Annotated in this window: 23 protein-coding genes; 7 read left to right on the top strand and 16 right to left on the bottom strand. The window is 63.4% G+C overall.

What is annotated here, in order from left to right; translation table 11 throughout:
• Window positions 1-17 precede the first annotated feature (17 nt).
• The 5 genes from PVV54_RS04155 to PVV54_RS04135 all read right to left on the bottom strand — a co-directional run bounded on the left by PVV54_RS04155 (window position 18) and on the right by PVV54_RS04135 (window position 5,942).
• Entirely contained in the window at window positions 18-812 is a 795-nt protein-coding gene (locus PVV54_RS04155) for an SDR family NAD(P)-dependent oxidoreductase (RefSeq protein WP_274908730.1), read from the bottom strand.
• Window positions 813-867: 55 nt separating this feature from the next.
• Window positions 868-2,319 carry an efflux transporter outer membrane subunit gene (locus PVV54_RS04150; RefSeq protein WP_274908729.1) on the bottom strand — a complete coding sequence of 484 codons (1,452 nt, stop codon included), beginning with the start codon at window positions 2,317-2,319 and terminating at the stop codon, window positions 868-870.
• The gene (locus tag PVV54_RS04145; RefSeq protein ID WP_274908728.1) at window positions 2,316-3,377 is read right to left on the bottom strand and encodes an HlyD family secretion protein; all 1,062 of its coding nucleotides are present in this window, start codon (window positions 3,375-3,377) and stop codon (window positions 2,316-2,318) included. The genes PVV54_RS04150 and PVV54_RS04145 overlap by 4 nt, the downstream gene beginning before the upstream one ends.
• Before the next feature lie 27 nt (window positions 3,378-3,404).
• The gene (locus tag PVV54_RS04140; protein WP_274908727.1) at window positions 3,405-4,925 is read right to left on the bottom strand and encodes an MFS transporter; all 1,521 of its coding nucleotides are present in this window, start codon (window positions 4,923-4,925) and stop codon (window positions 3,405-3,407) included.
• A gap of 108 nt (window positions 4,926-5,033) precedes the next feature.
• Entirely contained in the window at window positions 5,034-5,942 is a 909-nt protein-coding gene (locus PVV54_RS04135; protein ID WP_274908726.1) for a LysR family transcriptional regulator, read from the bottom strand.
• 252 nt (window positions 5,943-6,194) lie between these two features.
• On the opposite strand from PVV54_RS04135, the gene PVV54_RS04130 reads away from it, so the two are divergent.
• The gene (locus PVV54_RS04130) at window positions 6,195-6,641 is read left to right on the top strand and encodes a universal stress protein (protein ID WP_274908725.1); all 447 of its coding nucleotides are present in this window, start codon (window positions 6,195-6,197) and stop codon (window positions 6,639-6,641) included.
• 55 nt (window positions 6,642-6,696) lie between these two features.
• Here the strand turns inward: PVV54_RS04130 and PVV54_RS04125 are convergent, their stop codons facing one another.
• From PVV54_RS04125 to PVV54_RS04110, 4 genes are read right to left on the bottom strand one after another with little or no spacing between them, the layout of a single operon-like run.
• On the bottom strand, window positions 6,697-7,557 hold the full coding sequence (locus PVV54_RS04125; protein ID WP_274908724.1) for an efflux RND transporter periplasmic adaptor subunit: 861 nt from the start codon (window positions 7,555-7,557) through the stop codon (window positions 6,697-6,699).
• Window positions 7,558-7,567: 10 nt separating this feature from the next.
• Window positions 7,568-7,768 carry a DUF1656 domain-containing protein gene (locus tag PVV54_RS04120; RefSeq protein WP_008097766.1) on the bottom strand — a complete coding sequence of 67 codons (201 nt, stop codon included), beginning with the start codon at window positions 7,766-7,768 and terminating at the stop codon, window positions 7,568-7,570.
• Window positions 7,758-9,935: an FUSC family protein gene (locus PVV54_RS04115; protein WP_274908723.1), complete on the bottom strand. Its 2,178-nt coding sequence runs from the start codon at window positions 9,933-9,935 to the stop codon at window positions 7,758-7,760. Before PVV54_RS04115 ends, PVV54_RS04120 begins: the two co-directional genes overlap by 11 nt.
• A complete protein-coding gene (locus PVV54_RS04110) occupies window positions 9,932-11,461 on the bottom strand; it encodes an efflux transporter outer membrane subunit (protein ID WP_274908722.1) in 1,530 nt (509 codons plus the stop codon). Before PVV54_RS04110 ends, PVV54_RS04115 begins: the two co-directional genes overlap by 4 nt.
• A gap of 191 nt (window positions 11,462-11,652) precedes the next feature.
• Between PVV54_RS04110 and PVV54_RS04105 the strand changes: the two genes are divergently transcribed.
• Entirely contained in the window at window positions 11,653-12,600 is a 948-nt protein-coding gene (locus PVV54_RS04105; protein WP_274908721.1) for a LysR family transcriptional regulator, read from the top strand.
• Between the two features lie 70 nt (window positions 12,601-12,670).
• A complete protein-coding gene (locus PVV54_RS04100) occupies window positions 12,671-13,645 on the top strand; it encodes a 2-hydroxyacid dehydrogenase (RefSeq protein ID WP_274908720.1) in 975 nt (324 codons plus the stop codon).
• A gap of 106 nt (window positions 13,646-13,751) precedes the next feature.
• On the opposite strand, the gene PVV54_RS04095 is transcribed toward PVV54_RS04100, so the two are convergent.
• Window positions 13,752-14,654 carry a DMT family transporter gene (locus PVV54_RS04095; protein ID WP_274908719.1) on the bottom strand — a complete coding sequence of 301 codons (903 nt, stop codon included), beginning with the start codon at window positions 14,652-14,654 and terminating at the stop codon, window positions 13,752-13,754.
• A gap of 146 nt (window positions 14,655-14,800) precedes the next feature.
• On the opposite strand from PVV54_RS04095, the gene PVV54_RS04090 reads away from it, so the two are divergent.
• Window positions 14,801-15,676: a helix-turn-helix domain-containing protein gene (locus PVV54_RS04090; RefSeq protein WP_274908718.1), complete on the top strand. Its 876-nt coding sequence runs from the start codon at window positions 14,801-14,803 to the stop codon at window positions 15,674-15,676.
• Between the two features lie 78 nt (window positions 15,677-15,754).
• Here PVV54_RS04090 and PVV54_RS04085 read toward each other — a convergent pair whose 3' ends face one another.
• The 6 genes from PVV54_RS04085 to PVV54_RS04060 all read right to left on the bottom strand — a co-directional run bounded on the left by PVV54_RS04085 (window position 15,755) and on the right by PVV54_RS04060 (window position 22,064).
• Entirely contained in the window at window positions 15,755-18,145 is a 2,391-nt protein-coding gene (locus tag PVV54_RS04085) for a TonB-dependent siderophore receptor (protein ID WP_274908717.1), read from the bottom strand.
• 189 nt (window positions 18,146-18,334) lie between these two features.
• Entirely contained in the window at window positions 18,335-19,309 is a 975-nt protein-coding gene (locus PVV54_RS04080; protein WP_274908716.1) for a FecR family protein, read from the bottom strand.
• The gene (locus PVV54_RS04075) at window positions 19,306-19,860 is read right to left on the bottom strand and encodes an RNA polymerase sigma factor (RefSeq protein ID WP_274910383.1); all 555 of its coding nucleotides are present in this window, start codon (window positions 19,858-19,860) and stop codon (window positions 19,306-19,308) included. Before PVV54_RS04075 ends, PVV54_RS04080 begins: the two co-directional genes overlap by 4 nt.
• A 1-nt stretch (window position 19,861) precedes the next feature.
• Window positions 19,862-20,188, bottom strand: coding sequence for a DUF3325 domain-containing protein (locus PVV54_RS04070; protein WP_274908715.1), 327 nt, complete (start codon window positions 20,186-20,188; stop codon window positions 19,862-19,864).
• Window positions 20,188-21,762 carry a PepSY-associated TM helix domain-containing protein gene (locus PVV54_RS04065; RefSeq protein ID WP_274908714.1) on the bottom strand — a complete coding sequence of 525 codons (1,575 nt, stop codon included), beginning with the start codon at window positions 21,760-21,762 and terminating at the stop codon, window positions 20,188-20,190. Before PVV54_RS04065 ends, PVV54_RS04070 begins: the two co-directional genes overlap by 1 nt.
• Window positions 21,759-22,064: a DUF3649 domain-containing protein gene (locus PVV54_RS04060; RefSeq protein ID WP_274908713.1), complete on the bottom strand. Its 306-nt coding sequence runs from the start codon at window positions 22,062-22,064 to the stop codon at window positions 21,759-21,761. Before PVV54_RS04060 ends, PVV54_RS04065 begins: the two co-directional genes overlap by 4 nt.
• Before the next feature lie 299 nt (window positions 22,065-22,363).
• Here PVV54_RS04060 and PVV54_RS04055 point away from each other — a divergent pair, with 299 nt between their 5' ends.
• The 3 genes from PVV54_RS04055 to fecA all read left to right on the top strand — a co-directional run bounded on the left by PVV54_RS04055 (window position 22,364) and on the right by fecA (window position 26,200).
• Window positions 22,364-22,858 carry a sigma-70 family RNA polymerase sigma factor gene (locus PVV54_RS04055; protein ID WP_274908712.1) on the top strand — a complete coding sequence of 165 codons (495 nt, stop codon included), beginning with the start codon at window positions 22,364-22,366 and terminating at the stop codon, window positions 22,856-22,858.
• Window positions 22,855-23,784, top strand: coding sequence for a FecR domain-containing protein (locus tag PVV54_RS04050; protein WP_274908711.1), 930 nt, complete (start codon window positions 22,855-22,857; stop codon window positions 23,782-23,784). Before PVV54_RS04055 ends, PVV54_RS04050 begins: the two co-directional genes overlap by 4 nt.
• 88 nt (window positions 23,785-23,872) lie before the next feature.
• The gene (gene fecA, locus PVV54_RS04045) at window positions 23,873-26,200 is read left to right on the top strand and encodes a TonB-dependent Fe(3+) dicitrate receptor FecA (protein WP_274908710.1); all 2,328 of its coding nucleotides are present in this window, start codon (window positions 23,873-23,875) and stop codon (window positions 26,198-26,200) included.
• Window positions 26,201-26,232 lie beyond the last annotated feature (32 nt).

The raw sequence follows: 26,232 nt of genomic DNA, 5'->3' as shown, positions 1-26,232 counted from the left end.
CACAGGCAACCCCAAAATCAGGCAATGGAGCGCAACACCCCACCATCCACCCGCAACGCCGCCCCGGTCGTTGCACTGGCCTGCATGGATGCCAGATACACCACCATGTTCGCCACCTCGTCCACCGTCGCCAAACGCTTGATCAGCGAAGTCGGCCGGTGCTCTGCCAGGAAATTGGCCTCCAGCTCATCGGTGGAAACCCCTTGCTCCTGCGCCAGCTTGGCGAAGAAGTCACCCACACCTTCCGAACGGGTCGGCCCCGGCAACACGGCATTCACCGTCACCCCGGTGCCCGCCAGCGTTTCCGCCAGGCCACGGGATACCGAAAGCAACGCGGTCTTGGTCATGCCGTAATGCACCATTTCGGTCGGAATCTGCAACGCCGACTCGCTGGACAGGAAAATCACCCGCCCCCACTTGCGCTCGGCCATACCCTGGGCGTAGTGCCGAGACAGACGCACTGCACTGAGTACGTTCACATCGAAGAACCGCTGCCAGTCTTCGTCCTCGATCTCGAAGAACGGCTTGGGCTCAAAAATGCCAAGGTTGTTGACCAGAATGTCGGTATGCGGCACCTGTTCGAACAGTTGCTGCGCACCTTCACGCGTACTCAGGTCGGCAGCGATGCCAATGATCCGAGCCTGCGGCAGGCGCTCGCGCACGGCCTTCAACGCCTCGTCCACCCGCGCTTGGGTACGGCCGTTGAGTACCACTTCGGCGCCGGCGTCGGCCAGGCCAATGGCGATGGCTAGGCCGATACCTGCTGTCGAACCGCTGACAATGGCGCGTTTACCGTTCAAGGAAATCTGCATCTGTGGCTCCTCATCTGTCGGGAGATTGTTGGGGCCGCTTTGCGGCCCCAAAAGATCACGTCGTTTTCACATGCGCTTCGTCGAACGCTTGCCAGCCGCCGCCCAGGGCCTTGTACAGCCCCACCAGCGCCTGCGACACCGCCGCCGAGCTGTCGATCCACTGTTCTTCGCTGGCCAGCAGGGCACTCTGCACGGTCAGCACGTTGAGAAAGTCCACCGCCCCTTCCACATACTGGCGCTGGGCGGTTTCCAGGGCGATACGGTTTTGCCGCACGGCCTCAGCCAGGTGGTCACGCCGCAGTTGGCTGGCGTTGTACAGGCGTAGCACATCGTCGATTTCATGCCAGGCGCCGAGCACCACCTTGCGGTAGTTCAACGCCGCCTCCTGCTGCTGCGCCTCGCGCAATTGCAGCGTGCCGGTCAGGCGCCCGCCCTCGAAAATCGGCAGTGACAGCTGCGGGCCAAAGGCAAAACGGCGTGAGTCCCAGGCGCCGAAATCGGAGAGTTGCATGGACTGAAAACCGGCGCTGCCCGACAAACGGATGCTCGGATAGAAGTCCGCTTTCGCTACGCCGATACTGGCTGTAGCCGCGTGCAGCCGAGCCTCGGCCTGGCGGATGTCCGGGCGACGCTCGGCCAGTTCGGACGGCAACCCAATGGCAAACTTCTGCTGCGGCGCAGGCAAGTTTCCGGCCTTGGACAGCTCGGCCTCCAGGCTGCGCGGCGGCTCTGCAGCCAGCAGGCTGAGGGCGTTGATCAGGTCATCGCGGCGGGCTTCCAGTGTAGGCAGCCGAGCTTCAATTGACGCAACCTGGGCACTGGCCTGGGCAACGTCGAGCCGGGTGGCGACGCCTTCGGCCTGGCGGTCTTCGGACAGTTTGAGGCTGTGCTGCGCCACCTTCAGGTTGTCATGGGTCACGTCCAGCGTGTGCTGCACGGCTCGCAGCTGGATATAGTTGCCGGCGGTTTCCGACAACAGCGCCAACAGCACGCCGCGGCGGTCGTTCTCGGCCACGTCGACGGTGGCATCAGCGGCTTCCACCTGGCGCCGGACGCGGCCCCAGAGGTCCAGTTCCCAGCCTGCGACCAAGTCACCCTGCCACAAGTTGTAGGCCGACTTGCCCGCGTTGCCGGACGGGTCATTGAGGCCCTCCGCACTGTTGCGCGCGCGGCTGTAGCCGACGTTCGCATCCACGGACGGCGCCTGATCTGCCGCCACGGTGCTGCGCAAGGCACGGCTCTGCAGCAGGCGTGCGCTGGCCATCTGAAGGTCGAGATTGCGCTCGGCAACACGCTGGATCAACGCACTCAACCGGGCATCGTGAAAGGTTTCCCACCAGCGCAACTCCAGCGGTTCGGCCTGGGGCTGGCTTGGCGCGGCTTCACCTTGCAACGGCGCCCACTGTGCAGGGGCCCGGCTGTCCGGGCGCTGGAAATCAGGCCCCAGGGTACAACCAGCCATGAGTATGGTCAGCAGCAAGGGGCTCAAACGCACTGCCGGTTTCATCGGGCACTCACCTCTTTGCCAGCAAGCTTGTCGCCACGGGTGTCGATGGTTGCTTCCACCGACATGCCCACGCGCAGGCGCTCAAGCAAAGGCTGGCCATCATCGAAAACGATCTTCACAGGAATGCGCTGCACCACCTTGGTGAAGTTGCCGGTGGCGTTGTCCGGTTTCACTGCGGCGAAGGTGACGCCCGTGGCTGGCGCGATGCTTTCGACATGGCCCTTGAGTGTTTCACCGGCAAACGTGTCCACACTGATGCTGACCGGCTGGCCCGGCTGCACATGGGTCAGCTGGGTTTCCTGGAAATTGCCAACCACATACGCGTGCTGCAACGGCACCACCGAAAGCAGCCGGGCACCCGGGTTGACGAAGGCGCCAACGCGCACTGCACGCTCACCGACCATGCCATCGACCGGTGCAGTGATACGGGTGTAGGACAAGTCCAGCTGAGCCTTTTCCAGGCCTGCCTCGGCCCGCTTCAGTTGACCATCGGCACTGGCGACCTGCGCCGTGAGAATGTCCACTTGCTTGCGTGTGGCCACCAGCGCCGCCTGGGCATTGGCCAGCCGCGCACGCGCCTGGTCAACACGGCTGCGCGCCTGCTGGGCATTCTGCACCGTACCGGCGCCTTGTTCGGCCAAGCGGCTGTACCGGTTGACCTCATGGTCGGCGAACGCCGCTTCAGCCTGCGCCGCTTTCACTGCCGCTTCGGCCTGGGCAATCAGCGCGGCCTGGCGCTCCAGGGTGGCGCGGGCATCGGCGCTCTGGGCCTTGGCTACCAGCAACTGGGCCTGGGCTGCATCCAGCGCGGCTTGGTAGTCGCGGTCATCGATAGTTGCCAGCAACTGGCCGGCTTGCACCTGCTGGTTGTCTTCCACCCGTACCTCTTTGATGAAGCCGGCAACCTTGGGCGCGACCACCGTGTAATCGGCAATCACGTAGGCATCGTTTGTACGCTGGCGCTGGTCACTGCCAAACATCCACGGGCCGACGATACCGGCCAGCACGGCCACGGCGAGCACCGAGCCGATGAAAAGGGTTTTACGGTTGTTGGTCATGTTCAGTGTCTCGAATTCATCCAGGGTTCAGGCCACCGCACGCGGCGGATAGACCCGGGTAGGCACGAAAGGAATCAGGCAGATCAGCGCCACGGCGATGCAGGCCATGACCAGATAGAGGTCGGCCGATGTCAGCACCAGCGCCTGGTCGTGAATGCGTTTGGCAAGGCCAGCGGTGTTGTCGTCAATCAGCGGGGCATTGCCCAGGCTGTCCACCAGGTGGTTGGAATGAAAGTGCCGGCGCAGGGTACCCAGAGCGTCCAGCAAGCCACCGGCGATCACCGCCGCCAGGCCTTTCACAGTGTTGAACCAGCTCGACGCGAACGGGCCTTCCTGTGGGGTCATGCCGTTGGTGGAAAGCATCAGCAGTGGCAGCACCGCCATTGGCTGACCAAATACCTGCAGCAAGTAGAACGGGTAGAAGTCACCGCGAATCCACTCGGAGGTCATCAGGCTGCTGCCCACGCAGGACACCGCCAGCATCGCAAGCCCCGCGGCCAGTACCCAACGGCAGTCCACTGCGCGGATATTGCACAGCGCAGCCGTCAGCGGTAGGGCAACCAATTGCGGCATGGCCACCAGCATCATCAGCGGGCTGGTCTGCGCCGGCCGATACCCCTGGATTTGCGCCAGGTACGCCGAGGGAATGCTGCCCACGCCGGACAGCACGATCAGCACGCCAGCCAAGGTCACCAGGGCGAAGCTAAGGTTGCGCCGCTGCAGCATGCGCAACTGGAAGAATGGCAGTGGCTCCGACCATTCGTTGTACATGAACAGCACCAGCAACAGCACACCACCGCCCAGCAGCCAGCAGATCAGCGTCGAGTCGAACCAGCCCCAGCGGTCGCCCAACGACAAGCCCAGGACGATGCTACTGATGGCCGGCAGGCCAAGAACCACGCCGCGCCAGTCGAACTGCTTGAAGCGTTCCAGGCGCAGCGGATCTTGTGGCAGGCCCCAGCCGACGCAGAACATGGCCAGTGCCGATGGCAGGATGATCTGCCAGAACGCCCACTGCCAGCCTACGTATTCGGTCCACAGGCCGGCCAGCGGCGTGCCGAGGTTGGGGCCGAAGGTGGCCGTCAGGGCGTAGCAGGCCAGGCCGTACACCTTGATGCCGGGAGGCAGGAAACGCAGTGCCACGCTCATCAGCATCGGCGGCAAGGCGCCGGAGGCAAAGCCCTGCAGAACACGAAGCAGCATCAGGCTGTGCAGGTTGGGGGCAAAGGGCTGCAGCAGCCCCAGCACGGCAAACACAGCAATTGCACTCATGGTGAAGCGACGCAAGGAAAAGGTAGTGGCCAGCCAGGGAGCGAAGGCCATGGCCGACACCGAGGCGGCGCTGTACGCCGCCAGCAGCCAGGCACCTTCGTCGGCGCCAATGCCCATGGCACCGCGGACATCAGCGAGGGAGATCTTGGTCACCGATTCATTCAAGCCTGCACACAGTACGGCCAGCAGCACGCCGAACAGCCCGACCACCACGCGCAGGCCGAACGCCGTTTGCACCGGGGCAGTGACGGGGGGCGGGGTAGACAGGGAACTCATGGACAGACATCTCCAGCAACAAATTTGCGACTGGAGCAAGTCTAAGAAGGTCGAATGCTTACGAAAACTGACTTATCGGCAGGTTTATGTTGCGCTGGACGCAATCCATCAAGGATCGGCGCTGCAACAGGCCTTCAAGGTCTGCCGCAACCACCGATGTGCCGGGTCGTTGTGAAAGCGTGGGTGCCAGGCCTGCATCACGTTCACCCGTTCCAGCGGCACCGGGATCTCGAATGACCGCAACGGCAAGCCCAGTTTGTGCACGCTATTCAGAATATTGGCAGGCATCGGCAGGATCAGGTCCGAATCCGGCAACGAGAACAACGCCGAGTGAAAGCTCGGTGTAATCAATGCCACCCGCCGCTGCACTTTGAAATTGGCCAGTTCCACATCGATTGGCCCATTGGCCCGTCCACGGCGGGAGACGCTGATCTGTGGATAACTGGCAAAGCTGCCCGGGGTGATCGGCTGGTCGAAGATGGGGTGGTCCCTTCGCGCCAGGCCCACGTAATAGGTCTGGAACAAGCTCTGCACCTTGATTTCAGGGCCAAGGTCGACGGTGGAACTGATGATCAGGTCAGTGCGCCCGTCACGCAGCACACTGTCGTCGTCACCCCCGGGGCTTTCGGGGACGAAGCGCAGTACCGTGCGCGGCGCCTGCTCGTGCATCCGGCGTAGCAACAGCGCGCCGTACAAGGCGATGAACAAATCGTTGGTGCGGATGTTGAAAGCCCGGTCGAGTTTCGGCAGGTCGACTTCATCGGCACTGCGGAACACTTCGCCGGCCTGCTCCACCAGCGCGGCCACTTGCTCGCGCAGGGCCAAGGCCCTGGGTGTCGGCACCAAACCACGGCCGGCACGCACCAGGATCGGGTCGCCCAAGGCATCGCGGATACGCCCCAAGGTACGGCTCATGGCGGCCGGGCTGAGGTTCATGCGCTGTGCGGCGCCCACCACGCTGCCTTCATCGAGCAGGGCATCGAGGGCGACGAGCAGGTTCATATCCGGAAGTTGCATGGCCGGTTTCCGTGCGGTTGTAGGAAACGCGATGGTAGCAGGTTGGACGATTGCGTCTGGCGCAATGCGCCCGTGCGTGGTGGGGCATTTATCCGGGGGATGGGTTCAGCCAAGAATGAGGCGATTGCAGGTCTGGCCCTTTCGCGGGTAAACCCGCTCCCACAGGTTTCTGCGCTGTATCTGTTGGAGCGGGTTTACCTGCGAAAGGGCCGGCCCTGGAACATCATCTCCAGCGCCATGCAAGGATCTCTCATGCCCACCCCCGTCCTGATCGCCATCGACGCCTCCCCTGCTACCACCGCCCTGCTCGCCTTGGCCCGTCGCTACTGCAACCCCGATGAACACCAACTGCACGTATTGCTGGCCATCGACGCCACCTTCGCCGTGCACGAACAACCCGCCCCCTACACTGCCGAAGAACTTGAGCAATACCCCGCTGCCTGCGAAGAACAGCGCCTGGGTGAACAAGCCGTGGCCGATGCCGTACAAGCGCTGCAACAGGCCGGGTTCAACAGCCAGGGCTGCATGCTGGCCGGCCAGCCCGTAGAGGCAATTGTGAGCAAAGCACAGGCCCTGAACTGCGAACTGATCATCATGGGCCACCGCCACCTGTCGCGGTTAGGGCGGTTGCTAGACCCTTCGATCAGCGCAAAAGTGATTGATCGAGTTAAAGTGCCGGTGTTGGTAGGGGCTGCTTGACCGCCTGTCTGCCGTGTAGTGCTGAGCGACGCCGCGAAGCAGGGGTCAGCGCCGATCAACCCTCGCTCGGCTTCACCACCACCGTGCACGTCGTCCCCGCCGCCAGCAAAAACCCTTCCGGCACTTCATCGATGTGAATCCGCACTGGCACCCGCTGCGCCAGCCGCACCCAGTTGAAGGTCGGGTTCACATCGGCAATCAGCTCCCGGCTCTGCGGGTTGTCGCGGTCGTAAATGCCCCGGGCAATGCTCTCGACATGCCCCTTGATGCGCTCGCCGCTCATCATTTCGAGTTCGGCCCGGTCACCCACTTTCACGTGGGGCAGTTTGGTCTCCTCGAAGAAGCCATACACCCAGAACGAGTTTTCATCGACCACCGCCATCACCGCCTCACCCGTGCGCGCGTAATCGCCCTTGTGGATGTTCAGGTTGGTCACGTAGCCGTCCACCGTGGCGACGATGTGGGTGCGTTTGAGGTTGAGCTCGGCGGCTGCCAACTGCGCCTGGGCCTGCTGGTAATCAGCCAGGGCCGAGTTGGCGATGTTGCTGGCGTCGTCGCGGTTTTCTTTCGAAATGACCAGGTTGTCCAGGTCGGCACGGCGCCTGGCGTTGACCTTGCGCATCTCCCAGGTGGCCTTGCGCGAAGCGACCAGCGCCTTGGCCTGGTCGACGGCCAGTTGATAGTGCTCGGGGTCGATCTGGATCAGCAAATCGCCCTTCTTCACCCGCTGGTTGTCCTTGACCGGCACATCCACCACATAGCCCGGCACATCGGCGGCGACGTTGATAATGTCGGCACGCACGCGGCCATCGCGGGTCCAGGGTGTGGTCATGTAGTGCTTCCACAACTGGTGGCCGATCACCACGGCAGCGGCCAGCACCAGCAAGGTGGCGATCAGGCTGAAGAACTTTTTCATCGAGGGATTCTCACCAGTAGAGCGACAGCGCCAGGGCGCCGAACAGGCAGACGAACAAGGAAAGGCGCAGCAGCGCCGGGTGCCAGAAGAAGCGGTAGCCATCATGGCTGGCAATGAACCGGTCCAGGCCCCAGGCCAGGCCCAGGGCGAACAGGAACATCAAAGTCATGGTGGGCATGTACACGCCATGGAAGGCGATTTCACGGGGCATGTTGCAATCCTTTCGCCGGGGCCAGTGGCGACTGTGGGTCGAGCAGGGAAGAACGAATGAAGTGCAGGTAACTCTGGGCGCGGCGCAGCACGGAGGTGTCGAAATGCCGGGCGAAAGGTTCGTCGGTGGCCTGCACGCGGGCGATGGCATGGTCTACCGCCACCAATGCACGCTCGTGGTTGCTGGCACTGGGCTGCAGGAACAGCCGCGCCAGCGCGCGGCCCATGACCCGGATGGCCTGGCGCCATGGCTGCGACTCGGCGTAGGCAGGGTGGATCGGCGCACGGGCCTGCTCCTTGCGCAACTCGATGACCGCGTGGCCGATTTCCAGCACCGTGAACATCCAGCCCATCAACTGGCTCTGCACCTGCGGCTTGCCCGCCGCCAGGCCATACGCCTGGTGCAGCAGGTCGCGGGTACGGCTTTCAAAGGCCGAACCCAGGCCCCGCAGCCGCCCGCTGATGGCAAACAGCACCTGCTCGCGCAGCTCCTGCTCCAGGCGGCTCCACAGCCAACGGCTGTTGGGCGGCAGGATGATCGCCCCGGCGGCGGCGCACACGAACATGCCGATGACCATGCCGATGTAGTCATTGATGAAGGTGTAAGGGTTGTACACCGTGAGGTTATTGGGCACCGAACCAATGGCAAAGAACACCAGCAAACCCAGGCCGTAACCGGCGTAAGCCGGGCGCGAGGCCAGGAATGCGCCGAGCACGAACACCGGTGCCAGCACCATGCACAACAGCGGGAAGCCGTCGATCCACGGGAACACGAAGAAGGTTTCGAAGAACCCGACAAAGGCACCGGCAGCAGTGCCGCAAGCCATCTGGAACGACATGCGCTTGGGGTTTGGCGAGGCCGCCGACAAGCCTACGGTAACGGTGGCGATCAGAGTCATCATGGCCCCGCTTGGCCAGTCGCTGATCAGCCAGTAGCTGCCCAACAGCAACAGCACCGCCGAGGCGCGTACGCCTGCGGCAAGCGATACCAGCCAACTGGTTTGCGCCACATAAGGCTCGTCCCACTGCTCACGCTCATGCCTGTGTACGGCCAGTGAAGCGTGGGTTTCGGCATAGCTGTACATCTCGTCGACGAAGCGGTACAGCAGTTCGAATGCCGTGTGGAAGTCCAGCAGGTCGGCCTCGCTGGGGTCAGTCGCCATGTAGTCGGCACGCAGGCTGCGCACCAGGGTTTGCAGGCCCTCTTTGTACGCACCCAGTTCCAGGGTAAGGCGCAAGGCGTCGGCATCGGTCAATGCCCGACCAACATAGGGTTCGAGCAGCTCGATCAACGTGTTGATGCCCGGCTCGATGGCCCCGACGATCTGCAACGGGCCACGTGCGCGCAGGCGCTCAAGCAAGCGGTGCAAGGCGTTGAAGCGGGTAGTGATGGCCATGAACTCGCTGTTCATGCGCACCAGCCGGCCAGAGCGCCGGCGCATGTGCGGGTCTTCGAAGGCGGTGACGTTGCGCAAGCTTTCCAGGCCGACGGCTTCGGCCACGAAACGCACGTTGCTGCTTTCGAAACGATCGCGCTGGCTGTCGCCGCGCAAGGCCTCCACCACCACACCGGCGAACACGCCAAAGCGCTGGTACAAGGCGTTGCGCATGGCTGCACTCGCGGATTGCGGCAGGATCGCGGCGCTGACGAAGGTCGAGACGAGAATGCCCAAGGCAATCTCCAGCACCCGCCATACCGCGGCCATGAAGGCTTGGTCCGGATGTTCCAGCACCGGCAGGCCGATCATCGCCGCCGTGTAGCCCGCCAGCACGAAGCCGTAGGCGCGGAAAGTGCGGTAGCGCATGGCCCCGGCCGAGCACAGGCCCACCCACAGCGCCAGGCTGGGCAGGAACAGCTCCGTGTTCTGCGGGAAGATGGCAATCAGCGCCACCATCATTGCCGAGCCGGCCAACGTGCCAAGCACCCGATAGAAACTTTTGGCGAACACATGGCCGCTTTGCGGCTGCATGACGATGAACACGGTGATCATCGCCGTGCGCGGTTGCGGCAGTTCCAGGCGCATGGCCAGCCACAGGGTGATGAACGCGGCGGCCAGCACCTTGAAGATGTACACCCAGGTCACGCCGTCGGTGCGTGCCCAGGCAAAAAAGCCCCGGCGCCATTCCAGGCTTTGCAGCCAGCGCAGGGGCAGGCTTGATGTACTCATTCGGCGTGGTCCGGCTTACGGTCGAACACGGCCAGGGCCGCCGGGGTTTTCGGTGCGGCCTGGCGCTCTTCGCCCGGTACATCCTTGCCAGCCTGCAAACCGCCGCCAAGGGCAGTTATCAGCTCGGCATGGGCAATCAGCCGCGCAGCCTGCACCTGTTGCTGGATCTGCTGCTGGCGAAACAGCAAAGTCTGCGCGTTGAGCACGTTGAGGTAGTCGGTCAGGCCACGCTGGAAGGCGACCGTGGCGATGTCGTAGGTTTTTTGCGCGGCAGCCACGGATTCGGCGGCGAAATGCGCCTGCTCCTTCATCGACTCACGGCGAATCAACTGGTCGGAAATGTTCTTCAGCGCACCGACCACCGTCTGGTTGTAACGCGCCACGGCCACGTCGTAGCTGGCCGAAGCCGCGCCCAGTTGCGAGCGCAGGCGGCCACCGTCGAAGATAGGCAGGCTGATGGCCGGGCCTACGTTGTAATTGAACTTGCGCCCGGTGAGGAACTCCAGCGGGCCGCCGCCAGTGGCCATGAAGCCAAGACTGCCAACCAGGTCGACATTGGGGAAGAAGCCGGCGTGGGCCACATCGATGCCACGGGCCTGTGCCGCAACCTGCCAGCGGCTGGCAACCACATCAGGCCGCTGGCCAACCAGTTCGGCGGGCAGGTTCGAAGGCAATTTCAGCGGAGCCGCCAACGCCAGGCTTGGCCGCTGCAGCTGGGCGCCCTCCCCCGGCCCTTTGCCCGCCAACGCTGCCAACTGGTTGCGGGCCAGGGCGATCTCTTCATTCAGGCTGTCGAGCTGGCGATGGGTTTCGGGCAGCGGCGCCTCGGCCTGGCTGACCTCGAAGTGAGTGCCAATGCCACCCTGCAGGCGGCGCTTGGCCAAAGCCACGATCTGCTCCTGCTGCTCAAGCTCGGCCTTGACGATATCGCGCTGGGCAAAATGCAGGCTCAACTGGATGTAGGCACGCACCACGTTGCTTTGCAGTTCGAGCTGTGCCTGGCGAGCCTCGGCCACGCTCATATGCGCTTGGTCCACTGCCTGTTCGCTGGCGTTGCGCTCACGGCCCCACAGGTCCAGGGCGTAACTGAAGCCAATGGCGGCGTTGTTGTCCCAAGTGTTGGCGCCCGACAGCGCGCCAGGGCCGTAAAATTGGTCCTCTGGCCAATTGTGGCGTTTAAGCGTTGCGTCACCGTTAGCCTGCAGCTTTTCGGCCGATTCAACCACACCGGCCATGGCCTTGGCCTCGCGCACGCGCGCTGCCGCCATGGCCAGGCTTGGGCTACCGGCCACAGCCAGGGCAAGCCAGCGGTCCAGCTGCGGGTCGCCATAGGCATGCCACCACTGCTGTTCGGGCCAATGGGCGTCACTGGCAGCCTCGCGAATGGCCGCGTCAGGGGTCAGATCATTGGCTGGCAGCGTCTTGCTTTGCGGGGCAATGCCCCAGGTTCCGATACAGCCGCTCAAGGTAAGACTAAGGGCACAGGCACTGAACGCATGGAGCGCTCTGATAATGCGACGCGGCACAGCTGCGATTTCCCGAGGAAGAGGTGGAGGGGCCGGGCAATTCTAGGGGGCTGCCGCACTGGCGATAAGCACACATTCCTGCGAATCTTTGTTACCGAAACAGCGATAATCCGCCTTTGGTCGAAGGCGAATTCATACACCTTCGCCGTTACTTCGTGACACAATTTTGTCCTCTAGATCGAGAGTGACCCATGGACACCCTGCAAAACATGCGTGCTTTCAGTTGCGTTGCCCAACTTGGCAGCTTCACGGCTGCCGCTGTGCAACTGGATACGACCACCGCGAACGTATCGCGGGCAGTCTCCAACCTGGAAGCCCATCTGCAAACCCGGCTGCTCAACCGCACCACCCGGCGCATCGCCCTGACCGAAGCGGGCAAGCGTTACCTGATGCGCTGCGAGCAGATCCTCACTTACGTGGAAGAGGCCGAAGCCGAAGCCAGCGATGCCCACGCCCGCCCCGCCGGGCAACTGAAGGTGCACTCGATGACCGGCGTGGGCCAGCACTTCGTGGTGGACGCCATCGCCCGCTACCGCGAGTCGCACCCGGACGTGACATTCGACCTGACCATGGCCAACCGCGTGCCCGACCTGCTGGACGAGGGTTACGACGTGTCCATCGTGCTGGCCACCGAGCTGCCGGATTCGGGCTTCGTGTCCCAACGCCTGGGCATCACCTACAGCATCGTCTGCGCATCCCCGGACTACGTGGCCAAACATGGCTTTGCCCACAAGCCGATCGACCTGCTTCAGCATTCGTGCCTGCGCATGGTCAGCCCGGTGATCCCGCTGGAGAAATGGCTGTTCGACGGCCCGGAAGGCCAGGAGCTGGTGAACATCACCACCTCGCCTTTCCAGGTGAACTCGGCGGATGCCATGAAAACCGCGATTCGCAGCGGCATGGGCATGGGCGTGTTGCCGATCTATTCGGCCATCGACGGGTTGCGCGACGGCAGCCTGGTGCGGGTATTGCCTGAATACCGCCTGCAGGAGCTGAACCTGTACGCGATCTACCCGTCCCGGCAGTACCTGGATGCCAAGATCAAGACCTGGGTCGAGTACCTGCGCAATTCGCTGCCAGAGATTCTTGCGGCCCATGAGGCAGACCTGAAAACTCACGAACTGCTGATCGCGAACTGAAAAAGCTGCTGCAAGGCGGTGGCGGACAATGGTAGGTTGCTAACCATCACCCGCCTTGCAGAGAAGCCCGATGAAAAAGACCGTCCTGGCCTTCAGCCGCATCACCCCGGCCATGGCCGAACGCCTGCAGCAAGACTTCAACGTGATCCTGCCGAACCCCAAGCTCGGCGACATCAATGCCCAGTTCAACGAAGCCTTGCCCGAGGCCCACGGCCTGATCGGGGTGGGCCGCAAGCTTGGCCGCGCGCAGCTTGAAGGCGCGGCCAGGCTTGAAGTGGTGTCCAGCGTGTCGGTGGGCTACGACAACTACGATGTGGACTACTTCAACGAACGCGGCATCGCCCTGACCAACACCCCCGACGTACTCACCGAAAGCACCGCCGACCTAGGCTTTTCGCTGATCATGGGCTGCGCCCGCCGCATTGCCGAACTGGACGCCTGGACCAAGGCCGGCCAATGGCAGGCCACCGTCAGCCCGGCGCAATTCGGCAGCGATGTGCATGGCAAGACGCTGGGCATCGTCGGCATGGGCAACATCGGCGCCGCCGTGGCCCGCCGCGGCCGCTTCGGTTTCAACATGCCGATCCTGTATGCCGGCAACAGCCGCAAGCCTGCGCTGGAGCAGGAATTGGGCGCGCAGTTCCGTAGCCTGGAGCAGTTGCTGGCCGAGGCCGATTTCGTGTGCATCGTGGTGCCGTTGTCGGACGCCACGCGCAAACTGATCAGCGCACGTGAACTGAAACTGATGAAACCGAGCGCTTACCTGATCAACATCGCCCGTGGGCCGGTGGTTGACGAAGCGGCGCTGATCGACGCGCTGCAGAACGGCACCATTCGCGGTGCCGGGCTGGATGTGTACGAGAAAGAACCGCTGAGCGACTCGCCGCTGTTCAAGCTGCCCAATGCGCTGACCGTGCCGCACATTGGCTCGGCCACCGCTGAAACCCGTGAGGCCATGGCCAACCGGGCGATGGAAAACCTGCGTGCGGCGCTGCTGGGTGAGCGGCCGCGGGATTTGGTGAATCCGCAGGTTTGGAAAGGCTGATTACGGTGTGAGCCTGTGCCGGCGTCTCGCGGATGAATCCGCTCCTACACACGCGCCCCTGTAGGAGCGGATTCATCCGCGAGAGGCCCGCACAGGCAGCATCAACCTACTTGGCCATAACCAAGCCCCCACCCACCTTGGCCCTTGGCTTACGAAACACCAGCACATTCCCCGCCATCACCGCCACCAGCCCCAACAACGCCGGTGCCGTCCACTGATACCCTTCGGCGAATGCCGATACATTCAACGCCACCAGCGGGAACAGGACCGTGCAATAAGCCGCCCGTTCCGGCCCCATGCGCCCCACCAGCGTCAGGTAGGCGGTAAAGCCGATCACCGAGCCTGGAATCACCAGGTACATCAGCGAGCCGATATACCGCGCATTCCACTCCATGGCGAACGGCACACCGTTCACCAGGCAGTACACCCCCAGCATCGTTGCGCCGTAAACCATGCCCCAGGCGTTGGTGGTCATCGGCTTGAGGCCGGCCTTCTGCTGCACACTGGACAACATGTTGCCCGCCGAAAAACACAAGGTGCCCAGCAGCGCCAGGCCCAGGCCGTAAAGCGTTTCACGGCTGGCTGCATGGTGCGAAAGCTCGGGCCAGAACAACAGGCCCAGGCCCAACAGCCCCAGCGCGCCACCGCCAAGCACATTGCTGGCGATCTTTTGGCCGAAGAAAACTCTGGCGTTCAAGGCATTCCACAAAGTTGCGGTCGAGAACACCACGGCGATCAGGCCGCTGGCGATCCATTGGCTGGCGGTGAGAAAGCACATGAAGTTGACGCAAAACAGGCAGAAGCCCTGGGCCAGGCAGATCAGGTGGCCCCGCCGGTTCATCGGCTGCAAGCGGCGAGTGAGCAGCAGGATGGCGAACAGGATCAGGCCGGCCAAGGCAAATCGGTACACGATGGAAACGGGGATGGCGACCACGCCCAGTTGCATTTTCAGGGCGATCCATGTGGTGCCCCAGATCAGGACGGTTAGCAGGTACAGAAAAAGATTCATGGCGGCGGTTCCTTGGGCCTTTCTTTGAACCCCTCCAGTTTTCTACCCGCCCACAGCCATGCGCTTGCACAAACTTGCGCTTTTCATCCACAGGTGGCTGCCACCAAAGCACCGGCGCAGTACGATGGCCATCAGAGGACACGCCCATGACCCCACTTTCCGACCTGCAAGTGTTCAACGCCATGCACGCCTCCCCCAATGCCCGGCTGGAGCTGAGCGCGCACCTGGGGGATGGCCTGGCGGCAGCGTTGTGGAGCAATCGCGACGATGCCCGCGACTACCAGGCACCGAGCCACCATACCTTGTCGTGCTACATCGCCGACGGCACCGGCACTCACCGCCGCCAGAAGCCCGCAGACAAGGGCGCGCCGGACAAACTGTGCGTGATGCCGGCGGGCCATGAGTCGAACTGGGTAGTGAATGGTTCGATTCGCCTGGCGCACCTGTACGTCAGCGAGACGCAGTTCGCCCTGGGCTGCGTACGCCTGCTGGACCGCGAGCCACGGGAGTTGCAGTTGCAGGAAGCAACCTTTCTCGACGACCCGCAACAGGCCGTGCGCTTTCGGCAGTTGATCACGATGGACTGGGCTGAACCCGCAGAGCGTTTGCTGGCCAGCACCTTGGCCCACGACATCGTCGACCATGCGGTACTCAGCCAGGTGGGGTTACGCCAGGGGTTGCGCCTGAAAGGCGGTTTGGCGCCGTCAGCACGCCGCCAACTGGTGGACTATATCGAAGCCCACCTGGACCAACCGATCACCCTGGGTGAACTGGCAGCGCGCTGCAACTTGTCCGAGTACCATTTCGCGCGGATGTTCCGCACCAGCTTTGGCGTGCCTCCCCACCAATACCTGCTGGCCCGCAGGCTGCGCCAGGCCTGCCACCTGCTGCGCGTTGGCGACTTGCCATTGGGCCAGGTTGCGCTGATGTGCGGCTTTGCCAGCGCCAGCCATTTCAGCAACCGCTTCCGCCAGGCATTCGGCGCAACGCCCGGCGATTACCGTTCGGCCTATCGCGGCTAAAGCCGCTCCTACAGGAGAGCGATGTAAGCTGTAGGAGCGGCTTTAGCCGCGATGGGGCCCGCACAAACAACAGAAGGTTCAGAACTCAAACGTACTGGACAAACTCACCTGCCGCGCATCCCCAATGGCCACAAAGTACTGGTTCACCGCCGAGCTGTAGTAAACCTTGTCGAACAGGTTCTTCACGTTCAGTTGCAGGCGCACGTTGTGGTCATCCAGCTTGGTGTCGTAACTGGCAAACGCGTCGGCCACCGTGTAGCTCGGCAGGTCGAACGTATTGGTGGAGTTGCCCGCCCGCTCGCCCACATACCGCGCCCCGGCTCCAACGCGCAGGCGATCGCCGCCGAACAGGTTGCCAAAATCATACACCGCCGACAGCGAACCACTGTGCTTGGCCACGTTTTGCAGGCGGTTGCCTTTGAGGTCCGGGTCTTTGGTCACTTCAGCATCGGTATAGGCATAGGTACCGATCAGGCTCCAGCGCTCACTGAGCTGCCCGGTCAGGTCAAGCTCAACGCCTCGAGAGCTCACTTCACCCGCGTTGCTGTAAAGCGTGTCACCGGTAGTGCTGTCGAAGTTGGCCACCAGCACGTTGCGCTTGGTGATGTCGAACAGCGCCAGGGTACCGGTCAGGCGGCCCGGTATATCGAGCTTGGCGCCCAGTTCCCACGACTTGCCTTCTTCCGGCTCGATCGACGAGTCCAGCACCAGGCCACCCGTCAGCGGGGCGATGCTGGAGTTGGGTTTGAACGACTCGCTATAGCTGCCGTAGAACGACAGCTGGTCATCGACCTTGTAAACGATACCGGCATGGGGCACCCAGGTCTGGCCGCTGTTGTCGGTGTTGGCCGTGAACGGCCTGCCACGGCCTGCGTACTGGTCAAACTGCTGGAAGCGGGCACCGGCCACCAGAATCCAGTGATCGTCCAGGTGCAGTGCGTCCTGCAGGAACAATGCGTCGGTGCGTAGCTTGTCGGTCTGGTCACTGTCGCTGGCGCGCACCGTGGTGCCTTCCACTTCCTGGCCGTACACCGGGTTCACGTAGCTGAAGGTGGACGAGGCGGTCTGGCGGATCAGGTCGGCGCGGTAAACCTTGCGGTCTTCATGGTCCACGCCGAACAGCAGGTCGTGCTGCATGCCGCCCCACTGCACGTTGCCGGCCAAACTCAGGGTGGCGAACTGGTCACGGCTCATGGCGCCGTGGGTGCCGTCGATGCTGCGGGTGAGTGTGCCCTTGGCTTCGTTCACGCCGGTTACGCGTACCTGGCTGGCGTCGTAGGTTTCGCGGTTGAAGCTGTAGCCGAAGTGCAGCTTCCAGTCGTCGGCCAACTGGTGATCCACTTCCAGGCGATACAGGTCGGAGCGCCCTTCCATGTCGTTGAATTTTTCGTCCAGGCGGCGGGTGGCGGGGATGTCCAGCGGGTGGCCATTACTGCCGAATGCCGTGCCGCGGTCGAACGGATAGAGAAACTCGCGGTGCTCGTAGGCCAGCACCACCTGAGTGTCCTCGCCAAGCCATGCAAACGACGGCGCCACCAGCGACTCGCGGTGCACGCCGAAGTTGCGCCAGTAGTCTTCGTCTTCGTGGTCGACGATCAGGCGGTAGGCAAAATTGCTGTCACCCAGCGCGCCGGTGCTGTCCAGGCCGCCGCCACTGCCATTCTTGCCGCTGCCATAGGTTGAGCCACGCACGTTGATGGCGTTGTATTGCTGCAGTTGCGGGCGCTTGCTGACCACGTTGATCACCCCACCCGGGTCCTGAATGCCGTACAGCAGCGATGCAGGGCCCTTGAGCACTTCCACGCGCTCGGTGCTGGCGTTAAGGCTGCGGCCCTGCACGATCGGCATGCCGTCCCGCATGATCGAACCGTCGCGGTTGTCGCCAAAACCGCGCTTCATCACGGTGTCGGAGGTGCCGCCGAAGTTGTTGCCTTGGGTGATGCCGCTGACATTGGTCAGGGCATCATCGAGGTTGCGCGGGGCCTGGTCGCGGATCACCTGTGCAGGGACCACGTTGATGGCCTGGGGAATGTCCTGCGACGGGCCTTGGCCGCGCATGATCGAGGCGGTGGCCGGCGGCTGATAGCTGTAGGTGTCCATTTGCGAGGTCACAGTGGTGGCCTGCAGGTTGAGTGCGCCAGAGGTGTCTGCGGCTTCGAGGGTCAGGGTGCGGGCGTCCACTCGGCGCCAGCTCAGGCCCGAGTTGCCCAGCAGTTGCTGCAGGGCCTGCTCGGCGCTGAACGAGCCATTGAGGGCCGGCGCCTGTACGGCGGGTAGTTCGAGGGTGTAGAGCACGCTCTGGCCCGAGGCGCGGCTGAAAGCGTTGAGTGCCTGGGCCAGCGGTTGGCTGGGCTGGGCGAAGGTGTGCAGCTGAACCTGCTCGGCGGCCATGATGGCAGGGGCAGCGGTAAGGCCCGAGAGCGCAGAAAGGCTGAGCCAGAGGGGGACACAACGCGGGGTGAACTTCATGGACGCTGACCTGTGAGAGGGTTATTACTGCGAATGAATCGCACTTCCACTCATTACACGGATGGCGCGTTCGTTTACCTCATCGGGTTTTTGAAATTTTTTGCCTGTGGGGGCCTTATCGCGGATAAATCCGCTCCTACAGGGGCCGTGTAGGAGCGGATTTATCCGCGATGAGGCCCTCACAGGCCGTTACCGGACAACCGTCAATCGCCCCAATATGGTCTGCCGCGAAAAGCCCATCACCTTGCCCAGCGAATCCAGCGCGGCCAAAGGCTCCTGCACCGGGAAACTGCCACTGACCTTGCGCTGCCCCAGTTCGCCATCGAGCATCACGATCCGCCCAGGGTAATAGCGCCCCAGGTCTTCAATCACCTGGGCCAGCGGCACCTGGTAGTAATTCAGCCAGCCCTGGCGCCAGGCCAGGCGGTTGTCACTGTCAACGCTCATCAACTCGCCCGCATGCCCTTCGGCGTAGGCCAGTTGCTGGTTGGCCGTCAGTTCCCAGGCCGCCTGCCCTCGCACGGGGCTGACCGCCACCCGCCCGTCACGCACCGTCACCCGCGCGCCATCGCCCTGGTCACGCACTTCAAACTGGGTGCCCAGCACGCGCACTTCGCCACCGGCAGCCTCCACGATGAACGGTTTGCCGGTGTGCGTGACATGGAAGAACGCCGCCCCATGCAGCAAGCGCACGCGACGTTCACCGTGCTGGAAGTCGACCGCGATGGCGCTGTCGGCATCCAGCGTCACCTCCGATTGGTCCGCCAGGGTCACTTGGCGAATCGAGCCGCCGCTGCTGAAGTCGGCTTGCAGGTCTTGCAGCCAATTGATGGGGTGCCAGCCGCCCGCCACACCCACCGCCAGCACCAGGCAGGCCGCTGCCGCCAGCCTGTGCGGCCAGCGCCTTTTGCGCTGCGGCCTGGCCATGGCATCAAGGTACTGCTGCAAACCTTCGCGCTCTTCTTCAGCCAGTTTCGCAGCAGGCAACGCGCTGAGCTGCCACAGTGCCTGCGCTTTGGCATACGCCTCGCGGTGCTGCAGGTCGGCCATCAGCCAGCGCTTGAACGCAGCGCTGTGCGCCACATCGGGCTGTTCGTTGATCCGGCTCAGCCAGCTCAAAGCTGCTTCGGACGGGTCGGTGGTGATCAGGTCTGGATGGCTCATCGACGGGCGCTCCCTGGCCTGCGCGGTGACGTCGCGGGTTCGGCGACACTCGCCTTGCACGCTTCAAGGGCGCGCATCATATGCTTTTCCACGGCGCTCTGGGACAGTTGCATGGCTTTGGCGATTTCGCCGTACTTGCAGCCGTGGATGCGGTTGAGCAGGAAGATCTGCCGTGTGCGCTCAGGCAAGGCACGTAGCGCGGCTTCGATGCGTTGCAGGTCGTGGTCGATTTCCAACGCCTGCTCCGGTGCCTGCGCCATGGCTTCACCGTCCAACGGCACGGCGGCTTCGGCAGTGCGTTCGCGGCTGCCTTCGCTGCGCAGGTGGTCGATGGCCAGGTTGCTGGCGCAGCGCATCAGGTAGGTATCGAGCGCCTCGACCTTGACTTCGGGGCGGCGCCAAAAGCGCAGGAACAGTTCCTGCACCAAGTCCGACGCCGTGGCGCGGCAACCCACTCGGCGGCTGACCAGCGCTTCCATACGCGCACGCTGGGCCAGAAACACCTGCAGAAACCGCGCGCGCGTACCGTCGCTATCCAGTTCGCTCACGATATCACCCGGCAAAAATGGCGAAGAGCGGGCCAAGCACCAGGCTGACCGCAGCCAACCCCAGCAACAGCCGCGGCTGGTAAGGCAAACCGAACACCCACAGGGTGACACCGGCCATCAGCACTGCACTCCATTCGACCAAGCCATGGGCCCAGCCACGCAGGTGAACCGCCTGGAAAAGCGAGAGCGCCAGCAGCAGCCAGCCGCCGACGCGCAAAGCACGCAACTGAGCAGGGCGTGCTTTGCGCCCAAGCAGTTCATGGAAGTGTTTTTCCATCGCCAGGCAAAGCCCAACGAAACCGGCAAAACCGATAAGCGCGACACTCAGCATCAGCGCACCTCGACCGCTTCGGCCGTGGCCTTGGGCGCTTTGGGCGTGCGCTTGGCTGCGGGCTTGGGTGCGCGCAACATCTTGCCGGCCGTCCAGGCCAGGAACAGCCCGGTGCCCAGCGCTGTCATGTCAAACCCGGCCATGGCCCAGTCACCGCTAACGAGTGAATGATCAAGGCCCTGCCCGGTGGTCAGCCCGTTGAGCAACGGCAGCATTGCAAAAGCCAGTGCCCCCAACGCCAACTGCTCACCCCAGGCCTTGCGCCCCGGGCGCAGTACGGCATGCAACAGCGACAGCAGCCACACCGTGAAGAAGGTGTTCACTTCCCAGTCGGCACGCCCTTGCATTACCGCCGGCAGCAAGCGGTTGGCCCAGAAGAACCCGGCCACGGCCAGCAGCAGGCCGCTCATGCTGGCAATGTTCAGCACTTCCACCAGCCGCAACTCGCCGGGCATGCGCTCGCTTTTGGCATGTTTGAGCTGACGCTTGCCCAGCCACATCACAAGGCCCGTGCCGATCACCGCCGTGCCGGCCACTCCGAACACAAAGTACAGCCAGCGCAACCAAGGCCCAGCGAAGTTGCCCATGTGCAGGCCAACGAAGGTGAACGAGGTCATCATCGTGGCGGTTTCCGGCTTGCCCTGGGTCAGCAGCTCGCCGGTGGCGCCGTCGAACATCCAGTTTGCGCTGCGTTTGTACGCAATGTTGTCGGCGGAGGCCTGGGCAAAACTCACCCGGGCGTTGCTGTCGCCTGGGTTGTGCACCTGGATATAGCCCATGCGCGCACCTGGCACCTGCTCCTGAACCTTGGCGTACAGGGTGGTCAGCGGCACCAGTGGTGTGGCTACATTGGCCGCCTTGGGCACCTCGTCGCGGCCGAACAGTTCGTTGAAGTAGCCATTGGTGTTACCGCCGTAGCTGGCCATGATGCTGGCCGGCATGACCATGTACATGAATATCACCAGGCTGCTGTAACTGATCATCAGGTGGAACGGCAGCACCAGCACGCCGATGGCGTTGTGGCCATCCAGCCAGGAGCGCTGCCCCTTGCCCGGGCGGAAGGTGAAGAATTCTTTGAAGATCTTCTTGTGGGTGATGATCCCGGTGATCAGCCCGAGGAACATGATGAAGGCGCAGAACGTTGCCAGGTAGCGGCCCCATGGGTGAGGCATCTGCAACTGGAAATGGAACCGGTAGAAAAACTCGCCACCCCGGCTGTCGCGAGCCGCTACCGGCTGGCCGCTTTCGGTGTCGAGCTTCTTGCTGGTAAAGCCACGGCGGCCCTCGCCTGGCTCACGCCAGCCCACGGTCAGGGCGGCCTCGCGCTCGCTCGGCAGGCGAATCAGCCAGTTGCCCGCGTGTGCAGCATTGGCTTCCAGGTAGCGCTGGGCCATGCCCAGGCTGGCAGCCGGGTCGAGCGCATGGCGGCGCACTTCCGGCTGGGTCCAGTGGCTGATCTCTTCCTTGAAGTACGACAGGGTGCCGGTCAGGAAAATGGCAAACAGCAACCAGCCGAAGATCAGGCCTGTCCAGGTGTGCAGCCAGGCCATGGCCTGGCGGAAGCCTTCCTTCATGGCATTTTCATCCAGTAGACGTACCCATTGACCAGCCCCAGTACCAGGCTCGGCAGCAGCACCCCGCCCCAGGCACGCCACGCTGTGCGGCAAGCGAAGCACCAGATGAAGGCCAACAGGTAGAACACGAACGACAGCATCATGCCGGCCATGGTCGCATCCACCGTGGGCAGCGGTGCCAGCAGGGTAATGCAGGCACTGGCCATCGACGCCAGCAAGTACCCACCCAGCAGCGCAGCCAGGCTGCGTGAGGTCACGGCCAGGCGATAGCTGATGTGGAGTCCGGCGGCGGTGCGCTTCATGGCGGGGTCCGGGAGCATTTGGGGCTGCAATAGTAATGATTTGAATTCTCATAAGCAAAGCATCGCGGATGAATCCGCTCCTACAGGCATGCGCAAAGCAGGCAAACATGGCGCAACAGGTTTGGCACGTTGCAACAGACGTAGGAGCGGATTTATCCGCGATGCGCCGCGCGGGCGGCGCTCGATCGTCGACCCAACAAGAATCTCAACCCTTACACATTGCCGATCCAATCAGCCCCATTTACAATGCGAACAATTCTTACTACCAGTTGCGCTATTCAGGCGCCGGAGTATCCTCGGTGTCCAGCGCCCTCTCTTCCACGGTCGAAGGCCTCTACCATGCCCACCACAACTGGCTGACCGGCTGGCTGCGCCGTCGCCTGGGCTGCCCGCAGAGCGCCGCCGACCTGGCCCAGGACACCTACGTGCGCCTGCTCCAGGCCCGTGAAGCCCCGCAACTCGTAGAGCCCCGTGCCTTCCTCACCACCGTGGCCAAGCGCGTACTGTGCAACCACTTCCGCCGCCAGGAGCTGGAACGCGCCTACCTGGAAGCCCTGGCCCTGGTGCCGGAACACGTGGCACCGAGCGAAGAAGAAAAAGCCATCATCTTCGAAACCCTGATCGAGCTCGATCGCCTGCTCGACGGTTTGCCGCCACTGGTGAAGCGCGTTTTCCTGCTGGCCCAGGTGGATGGTTTGGGGCAAACCGAAATCGCCCGCGAGCTGGGCATTTCGCTGGCCACGGTCAAGCGCTACCTGAATAAAGCCGCCCTGCGCTGCTACTTCGCCCTGTGAATACGTCGTTCTCCCCGCAGGTGGCCGAGCAGGCCGTGCACTGGCTGATCGAGTCCCAAGGCGACGATTTCGACCAGGCGCAACAGCAGGCACTGCAACACTGGCTGCAAGCCGACCACGAACACCAACGCGCCTGGGCGCACATCCAGCAGGTCAACCAGCGCCTGCGCGGGGCCGGCTCGCCGGTGGTGCATGCCACCTTGCAGGCGCCACCTTCACCGGCGCGTCGGCGTGCACTGAAGGCGCTGTTGCTGGTGGGCGTGGCCAGCGCCACCGGCCTGGGCCTGAAATCGCACAACCCGCTGCCGGGATTGATGGCCGATTACCGCAGCTCGGTGGGCCAACGCCGGCGCATGCACCTGGACGATGGCAGCCTGCTGCAACTCAACACCCGCAGCGCCGCCGATGTGCGCTTCGACAGCCAGCAGCGCCTGGTGCGATTGCTGGAAGGGGAGTTGGCGCTGGACGTGGTGAGCGACCCGCGCCCCTTGATGCTGCGCACCGGCCAAGGCGCCCTGCAACTGGATAACGGCCATTTCAACGTACGCGAGTCCGATGGCTTCAGCCTTGTGTCGGTATTCAGTGGCCAAGCGACTTTCGCCGGCCAGTCGCTGCTGGCCGGGCAACGGGCGCGCTTTACCGCGCAGGGTTGGCAGGCCATTGCGCCCGTTGATCGCAACAGCGGCGCCTGGGTCGACGGCATGCTGGTGGCTACGCAAATGCGCCTGACCGATTTCCTTGCAGAGCTAGCTCGCTACCGTCAAGGGCAACTGGGCTGTAGTGAGCGGGTTGCCGACTTGCGGGTTTCCGGCTCGTATCCCTTGGATGACAGCGACCGGATTCTGCAGATGCTTGAAGTCGCATTGCCGGTACGCGTACGACGTTTCACGCGGTATTGGGTAACGGTCGAACCCCGCATCAGCTGAAGCCAACATTTTTTTGGCTGCACCTGAGCCATTTCCAGAACCTCGCGTGACAGAGAAGGCAGAACCCCCTTCTCACAGGATCAGCCCCATGCGTTTGCGCCCTACCCCGCTCGTTCAGGCCCTGCTGCTGGCCACCAGCCTCGGCCTTGCCACCCCCGCCCTGCACGCTGCAGAAGCCCGCACTTACCACATCGGCGCAGGCTCGCTGGAAGAGGCCCTGAACCAGTTCGGCCGCGAGAGCGGCGCGCTGATCTCGTTTGGCTCGCAACTCACCCAAGGCCTCAACACCCTGGGCCTGGACGGCCAGTACGACGTGGCCCAGGGCCTCGACGCCCTGCTGCGCGGCAGCGGCTTGCAAGCGCGACAGGAGGGTGACAATGCCTTCAGCCTGCAACCTGTGGCGGCCACTGCGGCTGGCGCGCCGATCGAGCTGGGCGCCTCGACCGTGGTCGGCGACTGGCTGGCCGAAGCCCGCCAGGACAACGTGTTCGAGCACCCCGGCGCACGCGACGTAGTCCGCCGTGAAGAATTCGAGCGCGCCGGTGCCAGCACCGCCCGCGAAGTGCTCAACCGCATCCCCGGCGTCAACGCCCCGGACAACAACGGCACCGGCAGCCACGACCTGGCGCTGAACTTCGGCATCCGCGGCCTCAACCCACGCCTGGCCTCGCGCTCGACCGTGCTGATGGACGGCATCCCCGTGCCGTTTGCCCCCTATGGCCAACCGCAGCTGTCGCTGGCCCCCATCAGCATGGGCAACATGGACGCGGTGGACGTGGTACGCGGCGGTGGCGCGGTGCGCTACGGCCCGCAAAACGTTGGTGGCATCGTCAACTTCGTCACCCGCGCCATCCCTGAGGAGGCGACCTTCAAGGCCGCCATGCAAAACCAGATCAGCCCGTCCTCCAGCCAGGACGGCCTCAAGAACAGCGCCAACCTGCTGATCGGTGGCACCAACGATAACGGCCTGGGTGGCGCCCTGCTGTACTCCGGCGTGCGCGGCAGCGATTGGCGCGAACACAGCGACACCCAGATCGACGACTTGATCCTCAAAGGCAAGCTGCAGCTGGACGAAGCCAACAGCCTGCACGCCATGGCCCAGTACTACGAGGGTGAAGCCCAGATGCCCGGCGGCCTGAGCACCGCCGACTTCGATGCCGACCCGTACCAGTCCACGCGCCTGAAAGACAAGTTCTGGGGCCGCCGCACACTGTTCAACTTCGGCTACGACTACAAGCAGGACGACCGCCAGTTCAGCGTCAACAGCTTCTTCACCAAGACCCTGCGCAGCGGCTACCTGGACCAAGGCAGCTTTGTTTCGCTGTCGCCACGCGAGTACTGGGTACGCGGTATCGAAACCCGCTTTTCGCAGGGCGTGGCCCTGGGTGACAGCTGGCACGAGCTGGGCATCGGCTACCGCTACATCAACGAAGCCGGCCACGAACTGCGTTACCGCGAACCGGTGAACGGCGACTTGCCCACTACCGCCAGCCGCAATGACCGTGACACCCGTGGCAGCACCGAGGCGCATGCCATTTACCTGGACGACCGCATCGACATCGGCCGCTGGACCATCACCCCGGGCATTCGCTACGAGATGATCGACTCCGAGCAAAGCAACAAGCTCAGCGGCCAGCGTTACCAGGGCGATTACAACACTGCCCTGCCGGCGCTGAACGTGATGTACCACCTGACCGACACCTGGAACCTCTACGCCAACACCGAAGGCTCGTTCGGCAGCGTGCAGTACAGCCAGATGCCCAACCGCGTAACCAGCGGTGAAGTCAAACCGGAGAAGGCGCGCACCTGGGAAGTCGGCACCCGCTACGACAACGGCGACCTGCAGGCCGAGCTGGGCGTGTTCCTGATCAACTTCGACAACCAGTACGAAAGCAACCAGACCAACGACTCGGTGATCGCCCGCGGCGAAACCCGCCACCAGGGTATCGAGACCAGCGTGCGCTATGCGCTGGACGGCCTGACCCCGGCACTGGCCGGCTTCGATGTGCACGCCAGCTACGCCTTTGTTGACGCAACCATTCGTGAAGACGGCCCCAACAAGGGCAACCAGGTGCCGTTCTCGTCGCGCCACAAAGGCACGCTGGGGGTGGGTTACACCGAAGGGCCATGGAAACTCGACCTGGATTCGAGCTTCCAGAGCAGCCAGTACGCAGACAACGCCAACACCAGCGCCGAGAGTGCCGATGGCAGCACCGGTCGCATTCCGGGGTACATGCTGGTGAGCACCCGTGCCGGGTACGACTTTGGCCCGCAGCTGTCGAACCTGAACGTGGCGGTGGGGGTGAAGAACGTGTTCAACCGTGAGTACTACACACGTTCTTACGATGACAACAACAAGGGTAAGTATGTGGGTGAGCCGCGGACCTTGTATGTGCAGACTTCCGTGGAGTTCTGATCGCATATAGGGCGCCGCTTTGCGCCGCATCG

Source organism: Pseudomonas sp. PSKL.D1 (assembly GCF_028898945.1).
Lineage (GTDB): Bacteria > Pseudomonadota > Gammaproteobacteria > Pseudomonadales > Pseudomonadaceae > Aquipseudomonas.
The sequence above is the reverse complement of the archived record's forward strand: the minus strand, read 5'-3'. Positions and strand labels throughout refer to the sequence as shown.

What these genes read in the sequence shown, in the direction of transcription:
- PVV54_RS04155 (WP_274908730.1), bottom strand. Translation starts at nt 812, where the DNA reads ATGCAGATTTCCTTGAACGGTAAACGCGCCATTGTCAGCGGTTCGACA.
- PVV54_RS04150 (WP_274908729.1), bottom strand. Translation starts at nt 2,319, where the DNA reads ATGAAACCGGCAGTGCGTTTGAGCCCCTTGCTGCTGACCATACTCATG.
- PVV54_RS04145 (WP_274908728.1), bottom strand. Translation starts at nt 3,377, where the DNA reads ATGACCAACAACCGTAAAACCCTTTTCATCGGCTCGGTGCTCGCCGTG.
- PVV54_RS04140 (WP_274908727.1), bottom strand. Translation starts at nt 4,925, where the DNA reads ATGAGTTCCCTGTCTACCCCGCCCCCCGTCACTGCCCCGGTGCAAACG.
- PVV54_RS04135 (WP_274908726.1), bottom strand. Translation starts at nt 5,942, where the DNA reads ATGCAACTTCCGGATATGAACCTGCTCGTCGCCCTCGATGCCCTGCTC.
- PVV54_RS04130 (WP_274908725.1), top strand. Translation starts at nt 6,195, where the DNA reads ATGCCCACCCCCGTCCTGATCGCCATCGACGCCTCCCCTGCTACCACC.
- PVV54_RS04125 (WP_274908724.1), bottom strand. Translation starts at nt 7,557, where the DNA reads ATGAAAAAGTTCTTCAGCCTGATCGCCACCTTGCTGGTGCTGGCCGCT.
- PVV54_RS04120 (WP_008097766.1), bottom strand. Translation starts at nt 7,768, where the DNA reads ATGCCCCGTGAAATCGCCTTCCATGGCGTGTACATGCCCACCATGACT.
- PVV54_RS04115 (WP_274908723.1), bottom strand. Translation starts at nt 9,935, where the DNA reads ATGAGTACATCAAGCCTGCCCCTGCGCTGGCTGCAAAGCCTGGAATGG.
- PVV54_RS04105 (WP_274908721.1), top strand. Translation starts at nt 11,653, where the DNA reads ATGGACACCCTGCAAAACATGCGTGCTTTCAGTTGCGTTGCCCAACTT.
- PVV54_RS04100 (WP_274908720.1), top strand. Translation starts at nt 12,671, where the DNA reads ATGAAAAAGACCGTCCTGGCCTTCAGCCGCATCACCCCGGCCATGGCC.
- PVV54_RS04095 (WP_274908719.1), bottom strand. Translation starts at nt 14,654, where the DNA reads ATGAATCTTTTTCTGTACCTGCTAACCGTCCTGATCTGGGGCACCACA.
- PVV54_RS04090 (WP_274908718.1), top strand. Translation starts at nt 14,801, where the DNA reads ATGACCCCACTTTCCGACCTGCAAGTGTTCAACGCCATGCACGCCTCC.
- PVV54_RS04085 (WP_274908717.1), bottom strand. Translation starts at nt 18,145, where the DNA reads ATGAAGTTCACCCCGCGTTGTGTCCCCCTCTGGCTCAGCCTTTCTGCG.
- PVV54_RS04080 (WP_274908716.1), bottom strand. Translation starts at nt 19,309, where the DNA reads ATGAGCCATCCAGACCTGATCACCACCGACCCGTCCGAAGCAGCTTTG.
- PVV54_RS04070 (WP_274908715.1), bottom strand. Translation starts at nt 20,188, where the DNA reads ATGCTGAGTGTCGCGCTTATCGGTTTTGCCGGTTTCGTTGGGCTTTGC.
- PVV54_RS04065 (WP_274908714.1), bottom strand. Translation starts at nt 21,762, where the DNA reads ATGAAGGAAGGCTTCCGCCAGGCCATGGCCTGGCTGCACACCTGGACA.
- PVV54_RS04060 (WP_274908713.1), bottom strand. Translation starts at nt 22,064, where the DNA reads ATGAAGCGCACCGCCGCCGGACTCCACATCAGCTATCGCCTGGCCGTG.
- fecA (WP_274908710.1), top strand. Translation starts at nt 23,873, where the DNA reads ATGCGTTTGCGCCCTACCCCGCTCGTTCAGGCCCTGCTGCTGGCCACC.